The 15,886-nt window shown below is 70.7% G+C and carries 17 protein-coding genes and 1 tRNA gene; 16 read left to right on the top strand and 2 right to left on the bottom strand.

Annotated elements, in window-relative coordinates; genetic code table 11:
* The first annotated feature begins 2 nt into the window (after positions 1-2).
* The 8 genes from OO014_RS00260 to OO014_RS00225 all read left to right on the top strand — a co-directional run bounded on the left by OO014_RS00260 (position 3) and on the right by OO014_RS00225 (position 6,926).
* Positions 3-947: a segregation and condensation protein A gene (locus tag OO014_RS00260; RefSeq protein WP_272460220.1), complete on the top strand. Its 945-nt coding sequence runs from the start codon at positions 3-5 to the stop codon at positions 945-947.
* Positions 940-1,584: an SMC-Scp complex subunit ScpB gene (gene scpB / locus OO014_RS00255; RefSeq protein ID WP_272460219.1), complete on the top strand. Its 645-nt coding sequence runs from the start codon at positions 940-942 to the stop codon at positions 1,582-1,584. Before OO014_RS00260 ends, scpB begins: the two co-directional genes overlap by 8 nt.
* Positions 1,581-2,561: a pseudouridine synthase gene (locus tag OO014_RS00250; RefSeq protein WP_272460218.1), complete on the top strand. Its 981-nt coding sequence runs from the start codon at positions 1,581-1,583 to the stop codon at positions 2,559-2,561. The genes scpB and OO014_RS00250 overlap by 4 nt, the downstream gene beginning before the upstream one ends.
* Positions 2,562-2,565: 4 nt before the next feature.
* Positions 2,566-3,654 (top strand): prephenate dehydrogenase, encoded by a 1,089-nt coding sequence (locus OO014_RS00245; RefSeq protein WP_272460217.1) that lies wholly within the window; start codon positions 2,566-2,568, stop codon positions 3,652-3,654.
* Between the two features lie 128 nt (positions 3,655-3,782).
* Entirely contained in the window at positions 3,783-4,517 is a 735-nt protein-coding gene (cmk, locus tag OO014_RS00240) for a (d)CMP kinase (protein ID WP_272460216.1), read from the top strand.
* Positions 4,514-5,179 (top strand): lysophospholipid acyltransferase family protein, encoded by a 666-nt coding sequence (locus OO014_RS00235; RefSeq protein WP_272460215.1) that lies wholly within the window; start codon positions 4,514-4,516, stop codon positions 5,177-5,179. Before cmk ends, OO014_RS00235 begins: the two co-directional genes overlap by 4 nt.
* 72 nt (positions 5,180-5,251) lie before the next feature.
* On the top strand, positions 5,252-6,739 hold the full coding sequence (der, locus tag OO014_RS00230) for a ribosome biogenesis GTPase Der (protein ID WP_272460214.1): 1,488 nt from the start codon (positions 5,252-5,254) through the stop codon (positions 6,737-6,739).
* 113 nt (positions 6,740-6,852) lie between these two features.
* Positions 6,853-6,926, top strand: a tRNA-Pro gene (locus tag OO014_RS00225).
* A gap of 94 nt (positions 6,927-7,020) precedes the next feature.
* Here OO014_RS00225 and OO014_RS00220 read toward each other — a convergent pair.
* Entirely contained in the window at positions 7,021-8,202 is a 1,182-nt protein-coding gene (locus OO014_RS00220) for a PucR family transcriptional regulator (protein WP_272460213.1), read from the bottom strand.
* 267 nt (positions 8,203-8,469) lie between these two features.
* Positions 8,470-9,870, bottom strand: coding sequence for a YibE/F family protein (locus OO014_RS00215; RefSeq protein ID WP_272460212.1), 1,401 nt, complete (start codon positions 9,868-9,870; stop codon positions 8,470-8,472).
* Between the two features lie 295 nt (positions 9,871-10,165).
* On the opposite strand from OO014_RS00215, the gene OO014_RS00210 reads away from it, so the two are divergent.
* The 8 genes from OO014_RS00210 to OO014_RS00175 all read left to right on the top strand — a co-directional run bounded on the left by OO014_RS00210 (position 10,166) and on the right by OO014_RS00175 (position 15,808).
* Positions 10,166-10,774, top strand: a complete 609-nt coding sequence (locus OO014_RS00210; RefSeq protein WP_272460211.1) for a CDP-alcohol phosphatidyltransferase family protein — start codon at positions 10,166-10,168, stop codon at positions 10,772-10,774.
* Positions 10,771-11,742, top strand: coding sequence for a DUF881 domain-containing protein (locus OO014_RS00205; protein ID WP_272460210.1), 972 nt, complete (start codon positions 10,771-10,773; stop codon positions 11,740-11,742). Before OO014_RS00210 ends, OO014_RS00205 begins: the two co-directional genes overlap by 4 nt.
* Before the next feature lie 31 nt (positions 11,743-11,773).
* Entirely contained in the window at positions 11,774-12,106 is a 333-nt protein-coding gene (locus tag OO014_RS00200) for a small basic family protein (RefSeq protein ID WP_272460209.1), read from the top strand.
* A 2-nt stretch (positions 12,107-12,108) separates the two neighbouring features.
* Entirely contained in the window at positions 12,109-13,356 is a 1,248-nt protein-coding gene (locus OO014_RS00195; protein WP_272460208.1) for a DUF881 domain-containing protein, read from the top strand.
* 172 nt (positions 13,357-13,528) lie between these two features.
* Positions 13,529-13,921, top strand: coding sequence for a glycine cleavage system protein GcvH (gene gcvH, locus OO014_RS00190; protein WP_272460207.1), 393 nt, complete (start codon positions 13,529-13,531; stop codon positions 13,919-13,921).
* 110 nt (positions 13,922-14,031) lie between these two features.
* The gene (locus tag OO014_RS00185; RefSeq protein ID WP_272460206.1) at positions 14,032-14,478 is read left to right on the top strand and encodes an FHA domain-containing protein; all 447 of its coding nucleotides are present in this window, start codon (positions 14,032-14,034) and stop codon (positions 14,476-14,478) included.
* A gap of 25 nt (positions 14,479-14,503) precedes the next feature.
* Positions 14,504-15,217, top strand: coding sequence for a MerR family transcriptional regulator (locus OO014_RS00180; RefSeq protein WP_272460205.1), 714 nt, complete (start codon positions 14,504-14,506; stop codon positions 15,215-15,217).
* Positions 15,218-15,313: 96 nt separating this feature from the next.
* On the top strand, positions 15,314-15,808 hold the full coding sequence (locus OO014_RS00175) for a bifunctional nuclease family protein (protein ID WP_272460204.1): 495 nt from the start codon (positions 15,314-15,316) through the stop codon (positions 15,806-15,808).
* Positions 15,809-15,886 lie beyond the last annotated feature (78 nt).

The raw sequence follows: 15,886 nt of genomic DNA, 5'->3' as shown, positions 1-15,886 counted from the left end.
CGATGTCCGATCCCGACCCGCTCGACCGCCACCCGGTCGAGGAACCAGCCGTTCCCGGAGGCGTCATCACGCGACGCTCCGTGGCACCCTTCGAGGTGCATCTCGACGTCTTCTCCGGACCTTTCGAGCTGCTCCTCGGCCTGATCAGCAAGCACAAGCTCGACATCACCGAGGTCTCGCTCGCCAGCGTGACCGACGAGTTCGTCGCGCACATCAAGGCGGCCCAGGCCGTGGACAACGACTGGGACCTCAGTCAGGCATCGGAGTTCCTGCTCATCGCGGCGACCCTGCTCGACCTCAAGGCCGCCCGCCTGCTGCCGCAGTCCGGTCCGCAGGACGACGAGGACCTGGCCCTCATCGAGGCCCGCGACCTGCTCTTCGCGCGCCTGCTTCAGTACCGCGCCTACAAGCAGATCGCCCAGACCGTCCGCGAACGGATGGCGACGGCGGGCCGCATCACGGCGCGGCAGGCCGGCCTCGAGCCGCACTTCGCCAGCCTGCTTCCCGAGCTCGTCATCACGATCACCCCGGACCAGCTGGCGATGATCGCCGCGCGGGCGATGATCCCGAAGCAGCCACCGACCGTGGGGCTCGACCACCTCCACGCGCCGCAGGTCAGCGTGCGCGAGCAGGCCGCGCTCATCGTGTCGCGGTTGCGGACGCGGGGTCAGGTCTCCTTCCGCAGCCTCGTGGCGGACGCGGACAGCACCCTCGTCATCGTGGCGCGGTTCCTCGCTCTCCTCGAGCTGTTCAAGGAGGCGGCCATCGCCTTCGAGCAGGCCGAGGCACTTGGCGAGCTCGACATCCGTTGGACCGGCAGCGAGGAAGGCGACGTGGCGATCGACGACGAGTTCGACGAGGACGCCGACAACCCCGAGGCCGGCGAGCCAGGCGGGGACGACCAGCACGTGCACGAGAGCGGACGCGATGGAGCAGACGATGAGTGAGCAGGACCCGGCTGCCCAGCCGGCAGAGGTGGACGACCCGTCGCCCAACGCGGACGAGCAGATCGCCTTCGACATCAACGACTTCCCGGGCGGGGCCCGGTCCGCCCTCGAGGCCGTCCTCATGGTCGTCGAGGAGCCCGTCACCGAGGTGGCCCTCGCGTCGGCGCTCGAGCTCCCGGTCGAGGACGTCCGCGAGCACCTCGTGGCCCTCGAGGAGGACTACGCCGCGGCCCAGCGCGGGTTCACGCTGCGCAACGTCGCCGGCGGCTGGCGGATGTACAGCCGGGCCGACTACGCCCCGGTCGTGGAGAAGTTCGTCCTCGACGGCCAGCAGGCCAAGCTCACCCAGGCCTCCCTGGAGACACTCGCCGTGATCGCCTACCGCCAACCGGTGTCGAGGTCGCGGGTCAGCGCCGTCCGCGGCGTCAACGTGGACGGCGTCGTGCGGACCCTGCTCTCCCGCGGCCTCATCGAGGAGGTCGAGGACGTGGGGGAGAGCGGCGCGATCCTGTATCGCACGACCCCCTACTTCCTCCAGCGGATGGGGCTGTCGTCGCTGGACGAGCTCCCGCCCCTGGCCCCTTACCTACCTGATGCCGATGTCATCGACGAGCTGATCGAGGAGGGTCACTCATGAGCGAGCACAGCAGGTCGCCACGCCAGCCCCGCAAACGAGGTGCGGCACCGAGCGGCGGCGCCAAGGGCCCGCGCGGGAGTGGCTCGAAGCCCGCCCGCGCCGGTGGTTCCGGTGGCTCCGGTGGCTCCCGCAAAGGGGCGGGCGGCAGCGGCAAGCGCACGGCCGGGCCCCGCTTCGCCGGGGCGACGAAGCCGAGCCAACCGACGCGGCTGCCGAGTCGCCCGACCACGCCGCAGGTGGACGTCCACGACCCCGACGGCGTGCGCCTCCAGAAGCTCATGGCGGCCGCCGGTGTCGGCTCCCGCCGCGTCTGCGAGAACCTCATCGAGCAGGGGCGGGTCGAGGTCGACGGGCAGGTGGTCACCGAGCTCGGGGTCCGGATCAACCCGCAGACCCAAGCGGTCCACGTCGACGGCGTGCGCGTCAATCTCGACGAGGACCGGGTCTACCTTGCGTTCAACAAGCCCAAGGGCGTCGTGACCACGATGAACGACGAGCTGGGGCGCATCAGCCTGGCCGACTACGTCGGCAACCGGGAGCAGCGGCTCTTCCACGTCGGTCGCCTCGACGCCGACACCGAGGGGCTCCTGCTCCTCACGAATGACGGCGACCTGGCCCACCGGCTCCAGCACCCGGCCTACGGTGTGCTCAAGACCTACCTGGCCACGGTGCGCGGGCCGATCGGCAAGGACGTGGGCAAGCAGCTGCGGCAGGGTGTCGAGCTCGAGGACGGGCCGGTGACGGTCGACTCCTTCAAGGTGGTGGACTCGCAGCCGGGCAAGGCCCTCATCGAGGTGGTGCTCCACGAGGGGCGCAAGCACGTCGTGCGACGGATGCTCGAAGCAGTGGGGCACCCGGTCCTCGAGCTGGTCCGCACCGAGGTGGGGCCGATCCGCCTCGGCGACCTCCGTTCCGGCCGGATGCGCAGACTCAACAAGGCCGAGGTGGGGGCGCTCTACCAAGCCGCGGGCCTGTGACGCCGTGAGCACGCACGTCCGCATCGTCGGCACCGGGCTCATCGGCACGAGCCTGGGCCTGGCGCTGAGTGCTGCCGGCTTCCGGGTCTCGCTCGACGACCCCTCGCCGACGGCCCGCCGTCTGGCGCGCGACCTCGGCGCGGGCCGGCTGGCGGGCGACCTGGAGCCCGACGACGTGCCGGACGTCGTGGTCGTGGCCGCGCCACCTGACGTGGCAGCGGCAGCGGTCGTCGACTCACTGCGCCGGTGGCCGGGGGCCGTGGTCACCGATGTCGCCTCGGTCAAGCAGGTCGTGCTCGACGCGGTGCTCGCCTCTGGGCTGGACGCCTCCCGCTACGTGGGGTCGCACCCCATGGCGGGCCGGGAGAGGTCAGGAGCAGCGGCGGCGCGCCGCGACCTCTTCGACGGTCGTGCCTGGGTCGTCGTGCCCCATGAACGGTCCAGCGACGAGGCGGTCGCCGCGGTCCGCCAGCTGGCCACGGTCGTGGGGTCGGCGGTCAGCGTGATGCCCGCGCGCGAGCACGACGAGGCGGTCGCCGCCGTGTCGCACGTGCCCCAGGTCGCAGCGAGCGTCGTCGCGGCGTGCCTGCGTGACCTCCCGGAGCCCGCGGTCGGCCTCGCCGGGCAGGGGCTGCGCGACGTCACGCGGATCGCTGCCAGCGACCCCAGGTTGTGGACGCAGATCCTCGCGGGCAACGCCGAAGCCGTCCGCGAGGTGCTCGTCCTCGTCCAGACCCAGCTCGGCGAGGTCGTCGCAGCCCTCGACTCGCTCACCAGCGGCGAGGGGGAAGGTGCCCTGGCCACGCTGAGCCGGATGCTCGAGGCGGGCAACCTCGGCCACGCCCGGATCCCGGGCAAGCACGGTGCCGCACCCACGGCCTACGCCATCGTCTCCGTCCTCGTCCCCGACCAGCCGGGATCCCTCGCCCGGCTCCTCACCGACATGGGGGACGCGGGCATCAACCTCGAGGACATGCACCTCGAGCACGGGCTGGGCCAGCCCTTCGGTGTCGCCTACATCTCCGTCGTGCCGGCCGCCGCCGAGCCACTCGCCGAGGCCCTCACCGCCCGCGGCTGGCAGCTGCACGACTGACCACGTCACGTCACCCGACCACAGCGCAACCCGGCCGTATGCCGCTGGGCCGGCTCAGCGGCATACGGCCGGGTTGCGCGCGTGGCGGGCTGCGGAGACCCCCGCGCGGGGCCACTAGGCTGCCGCCCATGCCGCAAACCCCGGTCAGCTCCGACGTGTCCCAGCCCACCGAACCGCCGCTGAGCGGCTTCGTCGTCGCCATCGACGGTCCCTCCGGGTCCGGGAAGTCGAGCGTGTCCAAGCAGGTGGCCCGGACGCTCCGCTATGCCTACCTCGACACGGGGGCGATGTACCGCGCGCTGACCTGGTGGTGCCTCGAGCAGCACGTCGACCTCGACGACGCAGCCGCCGTGACCGCGGCGGCCGGTGACTTCCCCCTCGAGATCGGCACCGACCCGGACGCGGCCCACGTCCTCGTCGGCGGCGTCGACGTCGGCGAGGCGATCCGGGAGACGCGCATCTCCACCACCGTCTCCAAGGTCGCCACGGTGATCCCCGTGCGCGAGCTCCTGCGGCGCCTCCAGCGTGAGCTGATCTCCGCGGCTGCCGCCGAACACGGGGGAGTCGTCGTCGAGGGCCGGGACATCACCACCGTCGTCGCGCCCGACGCATCCGTGCGCATCCTGCTCACCGCCTCCGAGCAGGCCCGGCTCGCGCGACGGTCCCGGGAACTGCACGGAGACGCCGAGGCCACCTCGGTCAGCGCCACCCGGTCGCAGATCGTCGACCGGGACCGGCTCGACTCGACCGTCTCCGAGTTCACCGTGGCGGCCGACGGCGTCACGACCGTCGACACCTCGGACCTCGACTTCGACGGATCGGTCGCCGCCGTCCTGCAGGTCGTCGCCGCCGCTCGGACATGACCCCCAGCGCCGCTCCCACCGCACCGCACCGTCGGCGGGCCGCGTCCGGCCGGCACGTCGGACGGGCGATCTTCCGCACCCTCTACCGCGGACGCGCCGTGCACCCCGAGCGGGTGCCGGCGGACGGGCCCGTCGTCCTCGTCGCGAACCACGCTGCCTTCCTCGACGGACCCTTCGTCTTCTCGCTCGCGCCGCGGCCAGTGACCTTCCTGGTCAAGCAGGAGGCCTTCTCCGGCGCCTTCGGGCTCGTGGTGCGCGGCGCAGGGCAGATCCCCATCGACCGCTCGACTGGCGACCGGGTCGCCCTCTCGACCGCGCTCGCCGTGCTCGAGCGTGGCGATGCCGTCGGCATCTTCCCCGAAGGCACACGGCGCGACGGTGACGTGGACGAGGTCAACCAGGGAGCGGCCTGGATCGCGCTCCGGTCGGGCGCGCCCGTGGTCCCGGTGGCCGTCCTCGGGACCCGGGTCCCCGGTGGGTCTCCCGACGCGTGGCCGGCGCCGCGGGCGGTCCTCACCGTCGACTTCGGCGAGCCCTTCTCCCTCCGACCGGACCCGACCGCGCCTGGTCGTGAGCGGCTGCGCCTCGCCAGCCTGACCCTGCAGGAAGCGCTCGCGTCGCACGTTCGCCGCGCGCGGGTGGACAATGGTCCTTCGGCCTGAGCGCGTCGAGCCCTCCCTGGCCGCGCTCTGAGCCTGTGCCACCGCCTTCCGCACCACTGATTCGAGGACACCGTGACTGACGAGACCGCCCGCCCCGCTGACGAGGGCGCCCCGATCTCGGAGGACGACGACCGGTCGGTCGAGCGCGCCCTGCGCGCCGGCTTGGCCGACTTCGAGCTGAGCATCGAGGACCAGGCCCTCCTCGACACCCAGGACGAACTGCTCGCCGGCGCTGCCGAGCGGGGGCCACTGCCCGTCGTCGCAGTCGTCGGGCGGCCCAACGTCGGCAAGTCCAGCCTCGTCAACCGCATCCTGCGCCGCCGCGAGGCCGTCGTCGAGGACGTGCCCGGCGTGACGCGGGACCGCGTGTCCTACGAAGGCGAGTGGGGCGGTCGCCGCTTCACCATCGTCGACACCGGCGGCTGGGAGGCCTCCGCCACGGGCATCCATCTCCGGGTTGCCGAGCAGGCCGAGATCGCCATCGACCTCGCCGACGTGGTCATGTTCGTCGTCGACGCCACCGTGGGAGCCACCGATGACGACGAGTCCGTGGTCCGGCTGCTGCGCCGCTCGGGCAAGCCCGTCGTCCTCATCGCCAACAAGGTGGACGACCAGCGCGGAGAGGCGGACGCTGCGGCACTCTGGAACCTCGGCCTGGGCCAGCCCTGGCCGGTGTCGGCCCTGCACGGCCGGGGGAGCGGCGACGCGCTCGACGCAGTCCTGGAGGTCCTGCCCGAGGTCTCGGCGCACGGCGCCTATGCCCAGGGTGGCCCCCGCCGCGTGGCCCTCATCGGCCGGCCCAACGTCGGCAAGTCCAGCCTGCTCAACAAGCTCGCCGGCTCCGAACGGGTCGTCGTGGACGAGCTTGCCGGGACCACCCGTGACCCCGTCGACGAGCTGATCGAGCTGGCGGGCACGACGTGGCGCTTCGTCGACACGGCCGGAATCCGGCGCAGGGTCCACCAGACGCGCGGCGCCGACTTCTACGCCTCCTTGCGCACCCAGACGGCGCTGGAGAAGGCCGAGGTCGCCGTCGTGCTGATCGACGCCGAGCAGTCCATCGCCGAGCAGGACATCCGCGTCGTGCAGCAGGTCATCGACGCCGGGCGAGCCCTGGTGATCGCCTACAACAAGTGGGACACCCTGGACGAGGAGCGGCGCTACTACCTCGAGCGCGAGATCGAGAAGGAGCTCGTGCAGGTGCCGTGGGCGCCACGGGTCAACATCTCCGCCCGGACGGGCCGTCACCTCGACCGCCTCGTTCCCGCCCTCGAGCAGGCGCTGGAGTCGTGGGACACGCGGGTCCCGACCTCGCGCCTGAACGCCTTCCTCGGCGAAGTGGTGGCGGCTCACCCGCACCCGGTGCGTGGAGGCAAGCAACCCAGGATCCTCTTCGCCACGCAGGCCTCCACGCGGCCCCCGCGGTTCGTGATCTTCGCGTCGGGCTTCATCGAGGCGGGCTACCGCCGGTTCCTCGAGCGCCGGTTGCGTGAGCAGTTCGGCTTCGAGGGCACGCCCATCGAGGTGTCGGTCCGCGTCCGGGAGAAGCGTCGCCGCTGACGGGCGAGCGTCGGGCACACCGCCCTTCGCCTGCAAGGGGCCGCTCTGCGGGGCACCCCGATTCGGACAGGTGGAGGGTCGTGCGCTAAGGTTTCGTTCGCCCCACGGGGCCACGGGCTGTGGCGCAGCTTGGTAGCGCACTTGACTGGGGGTCAAGGGGTCGCAGGTTCAAATCCTGTCAGCCCGACCGTGAAATGTCTCCGGACGCTGAAAAGGGCCGGACCCACTGAATGTGGGTCCGGCCCTTTTCTGTGCCAGGCTCCCGCGGACGCGTCGGCAGCCTAACGGCGATGGCCCAGCCCACCAGGGGTGAGCAATGGAGCCATCGTCAGGCCGAGGTGGAGGAGCAGTCGGTCCGAGCCGGAGTCCAGGTCCAGCCCGGTCACCTGTTCGATGCGCTGCAGCCGGTAGTAGACGGTCTGCCGGTGCACGCCGAGGTCAGCCGCAGACTGTTGGACGTTGCCGGCACGCCGGAGGTAGACGTTGGCCGTCTCGACGAGCTCGGGATCGCCGTGCTCGAGGAGCCTGGTCACCGCAGGATCCAGCACCGCGGAGGTGAGCGCGCTCTCGGGCCCGCACGAGAGCAGCCGATAGACGCCGAGCTCGGACCAGGCGACGACGCGGGGCAGCGACGACACCGACTGCGCGACGCGCGCAGCCAGCCGAGCCTCCTGCCAGCTGGCGCGCGCCTCCGCCAGATCGGCTCGTGCCGTGCCGATGCCGACGACGAGGTGCTGTGCGAGCGTCGGGTCGAGACGCTCGGCATAGAGAGCCCGAGCGCGTCTGGCGACGTCTCGCGCCACATCGAGGTCGTGCCCTGGCACCGGAATGAGCAGGGTCGTGTGGTCCTGATCCGTCGCGGCGAGCACGGACCGGGGCAGGCTCCACAGGTTGATCGGCGCCGTCGGCGCCGAGGAGTCGGTGGCCAGCGACAGCTCGGCGACGCAGACGGGGACACCGCGGCGGATGATGCCCTGCTGGGCGATCTCGGCCGCTGCCTCCTCGACTGCGTCCTGGTCGGCCGAGATCAGGTCGCGCAGGGTGAACTCCAGGGTGTCGCGGGCGCGGGACTGCTGGGCCATGAGGGCGCCGGCCCGCTCGACGAGAGCGGCGGCTGCCGGGACGCGCGACTCGTCGATCTGCCGATGCTCGTCGATGAGCCAGACGTAGCCGTAGGTGACCCCCTTCCACCGGGCCGGCAGGCACAGCCGTGGGAGGATCCGGCCGTCGGGAGAAGCGGGGGTCCGCACCGGCTGGTCCGCTGTCGCGATGCCGAACTGCTCGAACCACTGGCGAACCGTGTCAGGGGAGCGGCGCAGCAGGATCGAGTCCTGGCGGATGGCGTCGATGTCCTCGCTGTGGGAGCAGAAGGCGACCAGATTGAAGTGCCGGTCCTCCAGCGTCACCGGCCGGCCCAGCAGCCGTGACACCTCGTCGACGATGTCCTGCAGCTCAGGTCTCATCACACCCACCTCGATCGCGGTCGAGGCAGCATCGCATGGGTCTGAGCAGTCGTCCAAGCGGAGCCTCTGGACGGCAGACATTCGTCAGGTGACAGAGCCCCTGCCGATGAGGCCGAGAGCAGGGCTGGGCATGAGAGGACCGGGGGGCTGACCCCGATGCGCACGCCGACCGATGGGCCTCCCCTTGACCGCCGTATGCCGCTGGGCCCGCCCCGCTGCCCCCTTCCGATGGGCGCGTGGCGGGCTCAGTCGGTCACGCAACGACAGTCAGCGGCTGGACCTCGAACGTAGCTCGGCTCGTGAGCTCGGTGGGCGTTGGCTGCGCGAAGCGCGCTGTTGGAGCTCGCTGGCACTGGGTCCGGGACGCCGGGTGTCGACGCGCCCGTCGACCGGTCTGTTGATGCCCGTGGTGGGAGCCGGCCCCATTGTTCCGTGGCTCGGTCCGGCACCCGGAGAGTCCCCGTCTGGCGACAGGAACTCCGTCGGCAGGATCTCCGGCTCGCGGGCGCCCCCGACGGTCAGCGCGGCGATGGCAGTGGTCGCGGGGACGGCGAGGACGAGCCCGATGGCGCTGGCCAGGGTCCGGACGATCTCCTCCGACATGGACTCGGACTGCAGCAGGTCGAGGACCGGGCGCTCGTAGAGGAACAGCAGCAGGAGCACGGGGAGCGCGGCGCCTGCATAGGCGAACACGATGGTGTAGATGGTCGAGGCGATGTGGTCCCGCCCGATGCGCATCCCGGAGCTGAAGAGGGCACGTCGCGACAGGTGGGGCGCGGCAGCCCGGAGCTCCCAGACTGCCGACGACTGCGTGATCGTCACATCGTTGAGCACTCCGAGCCCTGCCACGATGATGGCCGCGGTCAACAGGTCACGCGGGCGCATGGTGTCGTTGAACGCGGCCAGCGCCGCGCCCTCGTCGTCCGCGACACCGCTCAGTCTCGCCAGATGCACGGCGAGCACGCCCAGGACAGCAGTGATGGCCAGGCCGAAGAAGGTGCCCGCCAAGGCCGTGCTGGTCCGGGTCGAGAGACCATGAGCCAGGTAGAGAACGACGAACATGATCGCGGTCGAGGCGATGAGGGCTACCCGCATCCCGGGCTGTCCCTCGAGCAGCGCGGGCAGCATGAACTTGATGACGACCAGGCCGCCGAACAAGAGTCCGAGGAGGGCGAGCACCCCACGCAGCCGTGCCACGACCACGACGACGAAGATGAAGAGCGCGAGGAGGAGCGCCAACGGGGAGCCTCGCTGGACCTGCAGGAACGAGTACGCGGCGGGCTCTGCCCCTTGAGCCGGGATCTTGAGGAGCTGGACCTTGTCGCCCCCCTGCAGACCCGAGGTGGAGACAGGTCCGGGGACGGAGATCGTGACGGTCAACTTGTCGTTCCAGTCGCCCGTCTCGGGCTCGAGTACCACGCGGATCGCTCCGCACGTCGCCGAGTCCGGAGCAACGTCCCCCCGCTGGTTCTCCATCGGGGCGGCCCCGACCTGGCTCTCCGCCCCGGCGCACGGAGGCAGGACCTCGGAGACGGTGGCGATGGGGAACGTGACCCCAGGGGCCGCGAACTCCGAGGACCCCACACGGTCGCTCGACGCGCTGTCCGAGGGCCAGTACCGGGCGAGCCCGAAGATCGTGGCTGCTGCGGTGAGGACGAGGAAGGCCATCAGCGCGACCTTCGCGACCGACCCGACCTCGACCGGGGGGACACTTCCATGACCATGACCATGACCATGACCATGAGAGTGGGAATGGCCGCGATGTTGGCCTTGGGAGTGGAGGTGTCCGCCGGGCATGGCTGAGAGTGTGCCACGGCTGGCCGCGAGGTTAGGCGTTCGCAGAGGGCGGCGTGGCCCACGCGGTGCGAGGACGACTCGGGCCAACGCACCGGGTTGGCCTCGTCTCGGTCACGACTCTGCCCGGGCGCAGCCGCCACCGACAGGGACGGTTAGGCTCTGACACGTGGATGGGGAGACCGTGTCGGAGCAGCGTCCGGCCACCGTGTCAGGTCGCCTGCTCACCCTCCCCAACATCCTGTCCATCCTCCGGCTGATCGGCGTGCCGGTCTTCATGTGGGCGATCCTGGCCAAGGAGGACTCCTGGGCGTTGCTGGTCCTGATGCTCAGCGGCATCACCGACTACGCCGACGGCAAGATCGCTCGCAAGTTCCACATGGAGTCCAGGTTCGGCCAGCTGCTCGACCCGATCGCTGACCGGCTCTACATCCTGACCACGCTCATCGGTCTCGCCTGGCGCGACATCATCCCGGTGTGGCTCGTGGCCGTCCTCATCCTCCGTGAGCTGGCGATGAGCGTGATGCTGCTCCACCTGAGGCGCCGTGGCCAAGTCGGGCTGCCGGTGCACTTCGTGGGCAAGGCGGCGACGTTCAACCTCCTCTACGCCTTCCCGCTCCTGCTCCTGGCGAACCGCACTGACTGGATCGGCGATCTCGCGAGACCCGTCGGGTGGGGCTTCGCGTGGTGGGGGATCGTCCTCTACTGGCTGGCTGCAGTCCTGTACGCACTGCAGGCCCGTTTCGTCCTCGCCCGTTCTCCGGTGGAGTCGACATGATCCCGGAGCCGAAGCCGCGCAGGCCGGATGCCTCCATGACGCTCATCACCTCCATGTTGGAGCGCCCTCTGGACCCCGGTTACCAGCAGGCTGCCGACCGCCGAGCGGCCGCTGGCCTCCCGCCGGCGACCTCGACGCGCACCGCGGTGGTCATCGCGATGATGGTCGTCACGGGCTTCCTGTTCGCCACGGGCGCCCAGGCGCTCAGGGCCGCTCCCACGGCCGCCGCGTCCGTCAAGAGCGAGCTCGTCGGGCGGATCGAGACCCTCCAGGCGCAGGGCCAGGGGCAGGAGGCAACGATCGCTGAGCTCCGCAAGCAGGTCAGCGAGCTGGAAGCGCTGGCGCTCCAGCAGGCGGGCGCCGCTGATCTGACCGACACCATCACGCAGCTCGAGATGTTTGCCGGCTATACCGCCATGCGTGGCTCGGGGCTCACCCTCACCGTGGGTGACGCACCATCCGCCGACGCCGACTCAGACACAGGAAGTCGACCCAGCAGCGGATTCGACTCGGGACGGGTCACCTCGAGCGACCTCCAGATCATCGTCAACGGGCTCTGGGGGGTGGGCGCCGAGGCGATCGCCATCAACGGACACCGGCTCACGTCCACTGCGGCGATTCGCTTCGCCGGGCAGGCGATCATCGTCGACTTCCGGCCGCTGACGCCGCCCTACGTCATCACGGCGCTGGGTGACGCGGCCCGGATGCAGCAGCTGTTCGAGCCGTCGTTCGCCGGCGTCTACCTGGCGCAGCTCGGCGAGCAGTTCGGCATCACCAGTGAGCTCACTGCCGGCGACGGGCTCACCGTCCCCGCGGACTCCCTGACCCGCCTGACCTCTGCCAAGCCACTCGACGGGGGAGTCACCACCAGAAGCGCCACCACCGGGCCCGTGACCAGCGGGACCGATGGCAGTAGCCTCGGCCCGGACCCGGGCGAGCAGCAAGGGACCGAGGAAACCACCCGATGACCGCACCGTACGACTGTCATAGGAGCGATTCGTGATTCCAGCCCTGGGGCTACTGGTTGGGCTGACGATCGGGCTGTTGCTGGACCCGGCGGTGCCCGTGTGGATGCAGCCGTACCTGCCCATTGCCGTCATCGCGGCCCTCGATGCGGTGTTCGGGGCCGTGCGAGCCGTCCTCGACGGCATCTTCAACGACAAGGTCTTTGTCGTGTCGTTCCTCTCGAACGTCATCGTTGCTGCGTTCATCGTCTTCCTCGGGGACCAGCTGGGTGTCGGTTCCCAGCTCTCCACCGGCGTCGTGGTGGTCCTCGGCGTCCGGATCTTCTCCAACGTCGCCTCGATCCGCCGGCACCTCTTCAAGGCCTGACGATGGCGCGACGCAAGAAGGGCAACCCGCCGGCCGCCGGCACGGCCGCGGCTGCCACGACGGTGCCCGCGGTCGAGGAGGTGGCGACGCCGACGACCGAGGCCGGCGAACTCCAAGCCCTCAGAGATCCCGAAAGCGCGGGGCAGTCCGAGGTGGCTGACGTACTCGACCCGGATCCCTCGACGCCTGAGCCCAGTGCATCCGAGCCGACCAGCACCGAGCCGACCAGCACCGAGCCGACCAGCACCGAGCCGACCAGCACCGAGCCGACCAGCACCGAGCCGACCAGCACCGAGCCGACCAGCACCGAGCCGACCAGCGAGACGGATTCCGAGGACGATGCGGCCGGGGGGACCGCGGCAGGCGACGCACCGGTCGAGGACCACCACGCGCCGGAGACCGAGGACGGCGGCGGCGCCCCTGAGCCGGACGCGGACCCTGACGCCCCCGGGTCGGTGTCGGTGCCGCAGGACGAACCTGTCGAGCCCACCACGGCGAGTGCCGGCCCCCAGCGGGTGCCGCCCGGACACGTCGAGGGCAGGGCAGCGTGGCGTCGGCTCCTGCTGATGAGCAAGCCACGAACCACCAAGGCCAACGTTCTTGGAGCCATCCTCGCCATCGCCCTCGGCGTCGCCATCGCGACGCAGGTGCAGCTGACCAACAACAGGGGCCTGGCCGAGCTCAGCCAGTCCGATCTCATCCGCCTCCTCGACGACATCTCGTCCCGGTCCAGCCGGCTCGACCAGCAGATCCACGAGCTCGAGACGACCCGCGACCGGCTGCTGAGCGGCACCGGCAACGCCGGGGAGGCCCTCGAGCAGGCTCAGCGGCGCGCCGACACCCTCGGCATCCTGGCGGGGACGATCGGGGCGCAGGGCCCCGGCATCACCGTGTCCATCACCGACCCTGACCGGGGGGTCAGCGGTCCGGTGATCCTCGACCTGATCCAGGAGCTGCGGGACGCCGGAGCCGAGTCGATCGAGGTCGGGGGCGTGCGCGTCGTCGCCTCCTCCTACGTCGGAGACTCGGGTGGCGACCTGTCGGTCGACGGTCAGCCCCTGCGCCGACCGATCCTCGTCAAGGCGATCGGCGATCCCAACACCCTGGCCTCGGCCATGACGATCCCCGGAGGGATCGTCGAGACGATCCGGCTCAAGGGCGCCAACGCGTCAGTGAGCGAGGTCAAGTCGGTCACCATCACCTCGATCCACACGCCGGTCGAGCCGGTCCACGCAGAGCCGGTCCAGTGACTGCCGGCCGGCCGTCGCGATCCCACGCCTCCTATCCCCGCGAGGCCTGCGCCGCCGGTAGATTCGTCCCGTCCGTTCGCGGTAACGGCCAGGTCCGCACCCAGGCCCTGTTGTCGTGTACCGCTCCGCAGATCTCGCCCAACCGATCCAACCCGTTCTGACAGGAGCGACCATGAGTGACCTCGACTACCCCTCCGACCTGCGTTACACGACTGACCACGAGTGGGTCCGTGAGGGCGACGACGACGGCGTCGTCCGGGTGGGCATCACGTCCTTCGCCCAGGATGCTCTGGGCGACGTCGTCTACGTCTCCCTGCCGGCTGTCGGCGACACCGTTGCGGCGGGCGATGCCTGCGGCGAGGTCGAGTCCACGAAGTCCGTGAGCGACATCTACGCACCGCTGGGCGGTGAGGTGACAGCCGTCAACGAGGCGCTCGACGGCACCCCCGAGCTGGTCAACTCCGACCCCTACGGCGAGGGCTGGATGTTCGAGCTGCGCCTGTCCAACAGCTCCGACCTCGACGGGCTGCTCGACTCCGGCGGCTACGTCGCCAGCCTCGGCTGATCCGCTGCGGGCCCTGTCGACGGTCGTGGGGTGCACCCGCGCTCGCCGACAGGGCCTCGGAGTGAACTAGAGTGGAGAACCCCGAGAGACACCGCTACGAGGAGGACCGCATGTCGAGCGATCAGCCCGGCCAGGACGACTTCACGGTCGACCCCCACACCATGCGGTTCCAGGGTGTGCCGACGCCGGGACACGACCACGTCGAGGCACCGGAGATCCGCGGTCTCAGCGCGGAGGACCAAGCGACAATCGAGGCGCTGCGCCCCGGCACGGCCCTGCTGATCGTGTTGCGTGGACCCAACACCGGAGCACGCTTCCTGTTGGACGACCTGGAGGTCTCGGCAGGACGGCACCCCGACTCCGACATCTTCCTGGACGACGTGACTGTCTCTCGCAAGCACGCCAACTTCATTGCGAGCGAGGACGGCTACCTCGTTCGGGATGCCGGCTCGCTCAACGGCACCTACGTCAACCGGGAGCGCATCGACGAGGCCCGGCTGCACACCGGCGACGAGGTCCAGATCGGCAAGTTCCGGCTTGTCTACTACGCGGCCTGACTCGATCGGTCGGACCAGACCCTCGATGAGCTCGGGTCACCGCGAGGAGCCCGGCACCCAGAGCACCCTCACGATCGGGCAGGTGCTCGAGCGGCTCCGGGACGACTTTCCTGACGTCACCTCCTCGAAGGTGCGTTTCCTCGAGGCCCAGGGCCTCGTGACACCGGAGCGCACGCCCGCCGGTTACCGCCTTTTCAGTGCAGCGGACGTCGAACGACTGCGCTACATCCTCACGGCGCAGCGCGATCGCTTCTGGCCCCTCAAGGTCATTCGCGAGGCGCTCGACGCTTTGGACCGCGGGCTGTCCGACCCGGGCGGTGAGACGGGCCGTCCGGAGCCACCCGCCCTCAGCCCCGACCCGGCGGTGCCGGCACCCGAGGCCCTGCGGCCGAGGTCGCAGGTCCGGCTCACCGGACCGGAGCTCCGTCAGGCGAGCGGGATCGACAAGCCGTTGTTCGCGGCTCTGGAGAGCTTCGGGCTGCTCCGGGCCGACCGGGCGGGCCACTTCTCGGCCGAGTCGGTCGCCGTCGCCGTGGCCGCCAGGAGACTCGCCGAGCACGGCCTCGAGCCTCGGCACCTGCGGCCTTTCCGCACCGCGGCCGACCGGGAGATCGGGCTCGTCGACCAGGTCTTGGCCACCCGCCGAGGCAACGGTTCCCGGGAGGAGCGGACCGCCGAGATCCTCTCGGCCTGTGTGGCCCTGCACGTCGCCCTCGTGCGCTCCGGCCTCGATCACTGACACCGCGAGTGCGGGAGGCTTTCGCATCCTTCGCGTGAACGGCGAGACCCGGCCCGGCGCCCGGACGCCGCGCCCGACGAGAGGTACGGTGGAGTGGTGAGAGAGGTCGACGTCCTGGGTGTCCGGGTGGAGATGCCGACGAACCAGCCGATCGTGCTGTTGCGAGAGCGGGACGGCGGCCGCTACCTGCCGATCTGGATCGGTGCGCCGGAGGCAGCGGCGATTACGTACGCCCAGCAGGGGGTGGTCCCACCGAGGCCCCTGACGCACGACCTCATGCGGGACATCCTGGCCGTGCTCGGCCATGAGCTGACCGAGGTGCGGATCGTCGCCCTCAAGGACTCCGTCTTCCACGCAGCCCTGATCATCGACGGGACGACCGAGGTCAGCTCGCGCGCCTCCGACGCCATCGCCCTGGCCCTGCGCACGGGGTCGAAGGTGCTGGTCGAGCCGAGCATCCTCGACGAAGCGGCCATCGTCGTCTCCTCCGAGGAGGACGACGAGGTGGAGCGCTTCAAGGAGTTCCTCGACCACGTCTCGGCCGAGGACTTCGAGCACCCCGGAGAGCCGGGACCCACCCAGGAGCCCTGATCCACGCGCCGGCCGCGCGACACGACGCTCGGCCGGGACGGTGGTGATTGACGGTGGGGGACCCTGGTTCTACCGTCG

This window comes from Intrasporangium calvum (genome assembly GCF_028446585.1).
GTDB classification, from domain to species: Bacteria; Actinomycetota; Actinomycetes; order Actinomycetales; family Dermatophilaceae; genus Intrasporangium; species Intrasporangium calvum_A.
Note: the sequence above shows the minus strand (reverse complement) of the source record. Positions and strands in the feature narration are given on the sequence as shown.

Excerpts from the sequence above, each read along its gene's own strand:
- OO014_RS00260 (WP_272460220.1), top strand. The coding sequence starts at position 3 with ATGTCCGATCCCGACCCGCTCGACCGCCACCCGGTCGAGGAACCAGCC.
- scpB (WP_272460219.1), top strand. The coding sequence starts at position 940 with ATGAGTGAGCAGGACCCGGCTGCCCAGCCGGCAGAGGTGGACGACCCG.
- OO014_RS00250 (WP_272460218.1), top strand. The coding sequence starts at position 1,581 with ATGAGCGAGCACAGCAGGTCGCCACGCCAGCCCCGCAAACGAGGTGCG.
- cmk (WP_272460216.1), top strand. The coding sequence starts at position 3,783 with ATGCCGCAAACCCCGGTCAGCTCCGACGTGTCCCAGCCCACCGAACCG.
- OO014_RS00235 (WP_272460215.1), top strand. The coding sequence starts at position 4,514 with ATGACCCCCAGCGCCGCTCCCACCGCACCGCACCGTCGGCGGGCCGCG.
- OO014_RS00220 (WP_272460213.1), bottom strand. The coding sequence starts at position 8,202 with ATGAGACCTGAGCTGCAGGACATCGTCGACGAGGTGTCACGGCTGCTG.
- OO014_RS00215 (WP_272460212.1), bottom strand. The coding sequence starts at position 9,870 with ATGGCCTTCCTCGTCCTCACCGCAGCAGCCACGATCTTCGGGCTCGCC.
- OO014_RS00205 (WP_272460210.1), top strand. The coding sequence starts at position 10,771 with ATGATCCCGGAGCCGAAGCCGCGCAGGCCGGATGCCTCCATGACGCTC.
- OO014_RS00195 (WP_272460208.1), top strand. The coding sequence starts at position 12,109 with ATGGCGCGACGCAAGAAGGGCAACCCGCCGGCCGCCGGCACGGCCGCG.
- gcvH (WP_272460207.1), top strand. The coding sequence starts at position 13,529 with ATGAGTGACCTCGACTACCCCTCCGACCTGCGTTACACGACTGACCAC.
- OO014_RS00185 (WP_272460206.1), top strand. The coding sequence starts at position 14,032 with ATGTCGAGCGATCAGCCCGGCCAGGACGACTTCACGGTCGACCCCCAC.
- OO014_RS00180 (WP_272460205.1), top strand. The coding sequence starts at position 14,504 with ATGAGCTCGGGTCACCGCGAGGAGCCCGGCACCCAGAGCACCCTCACG.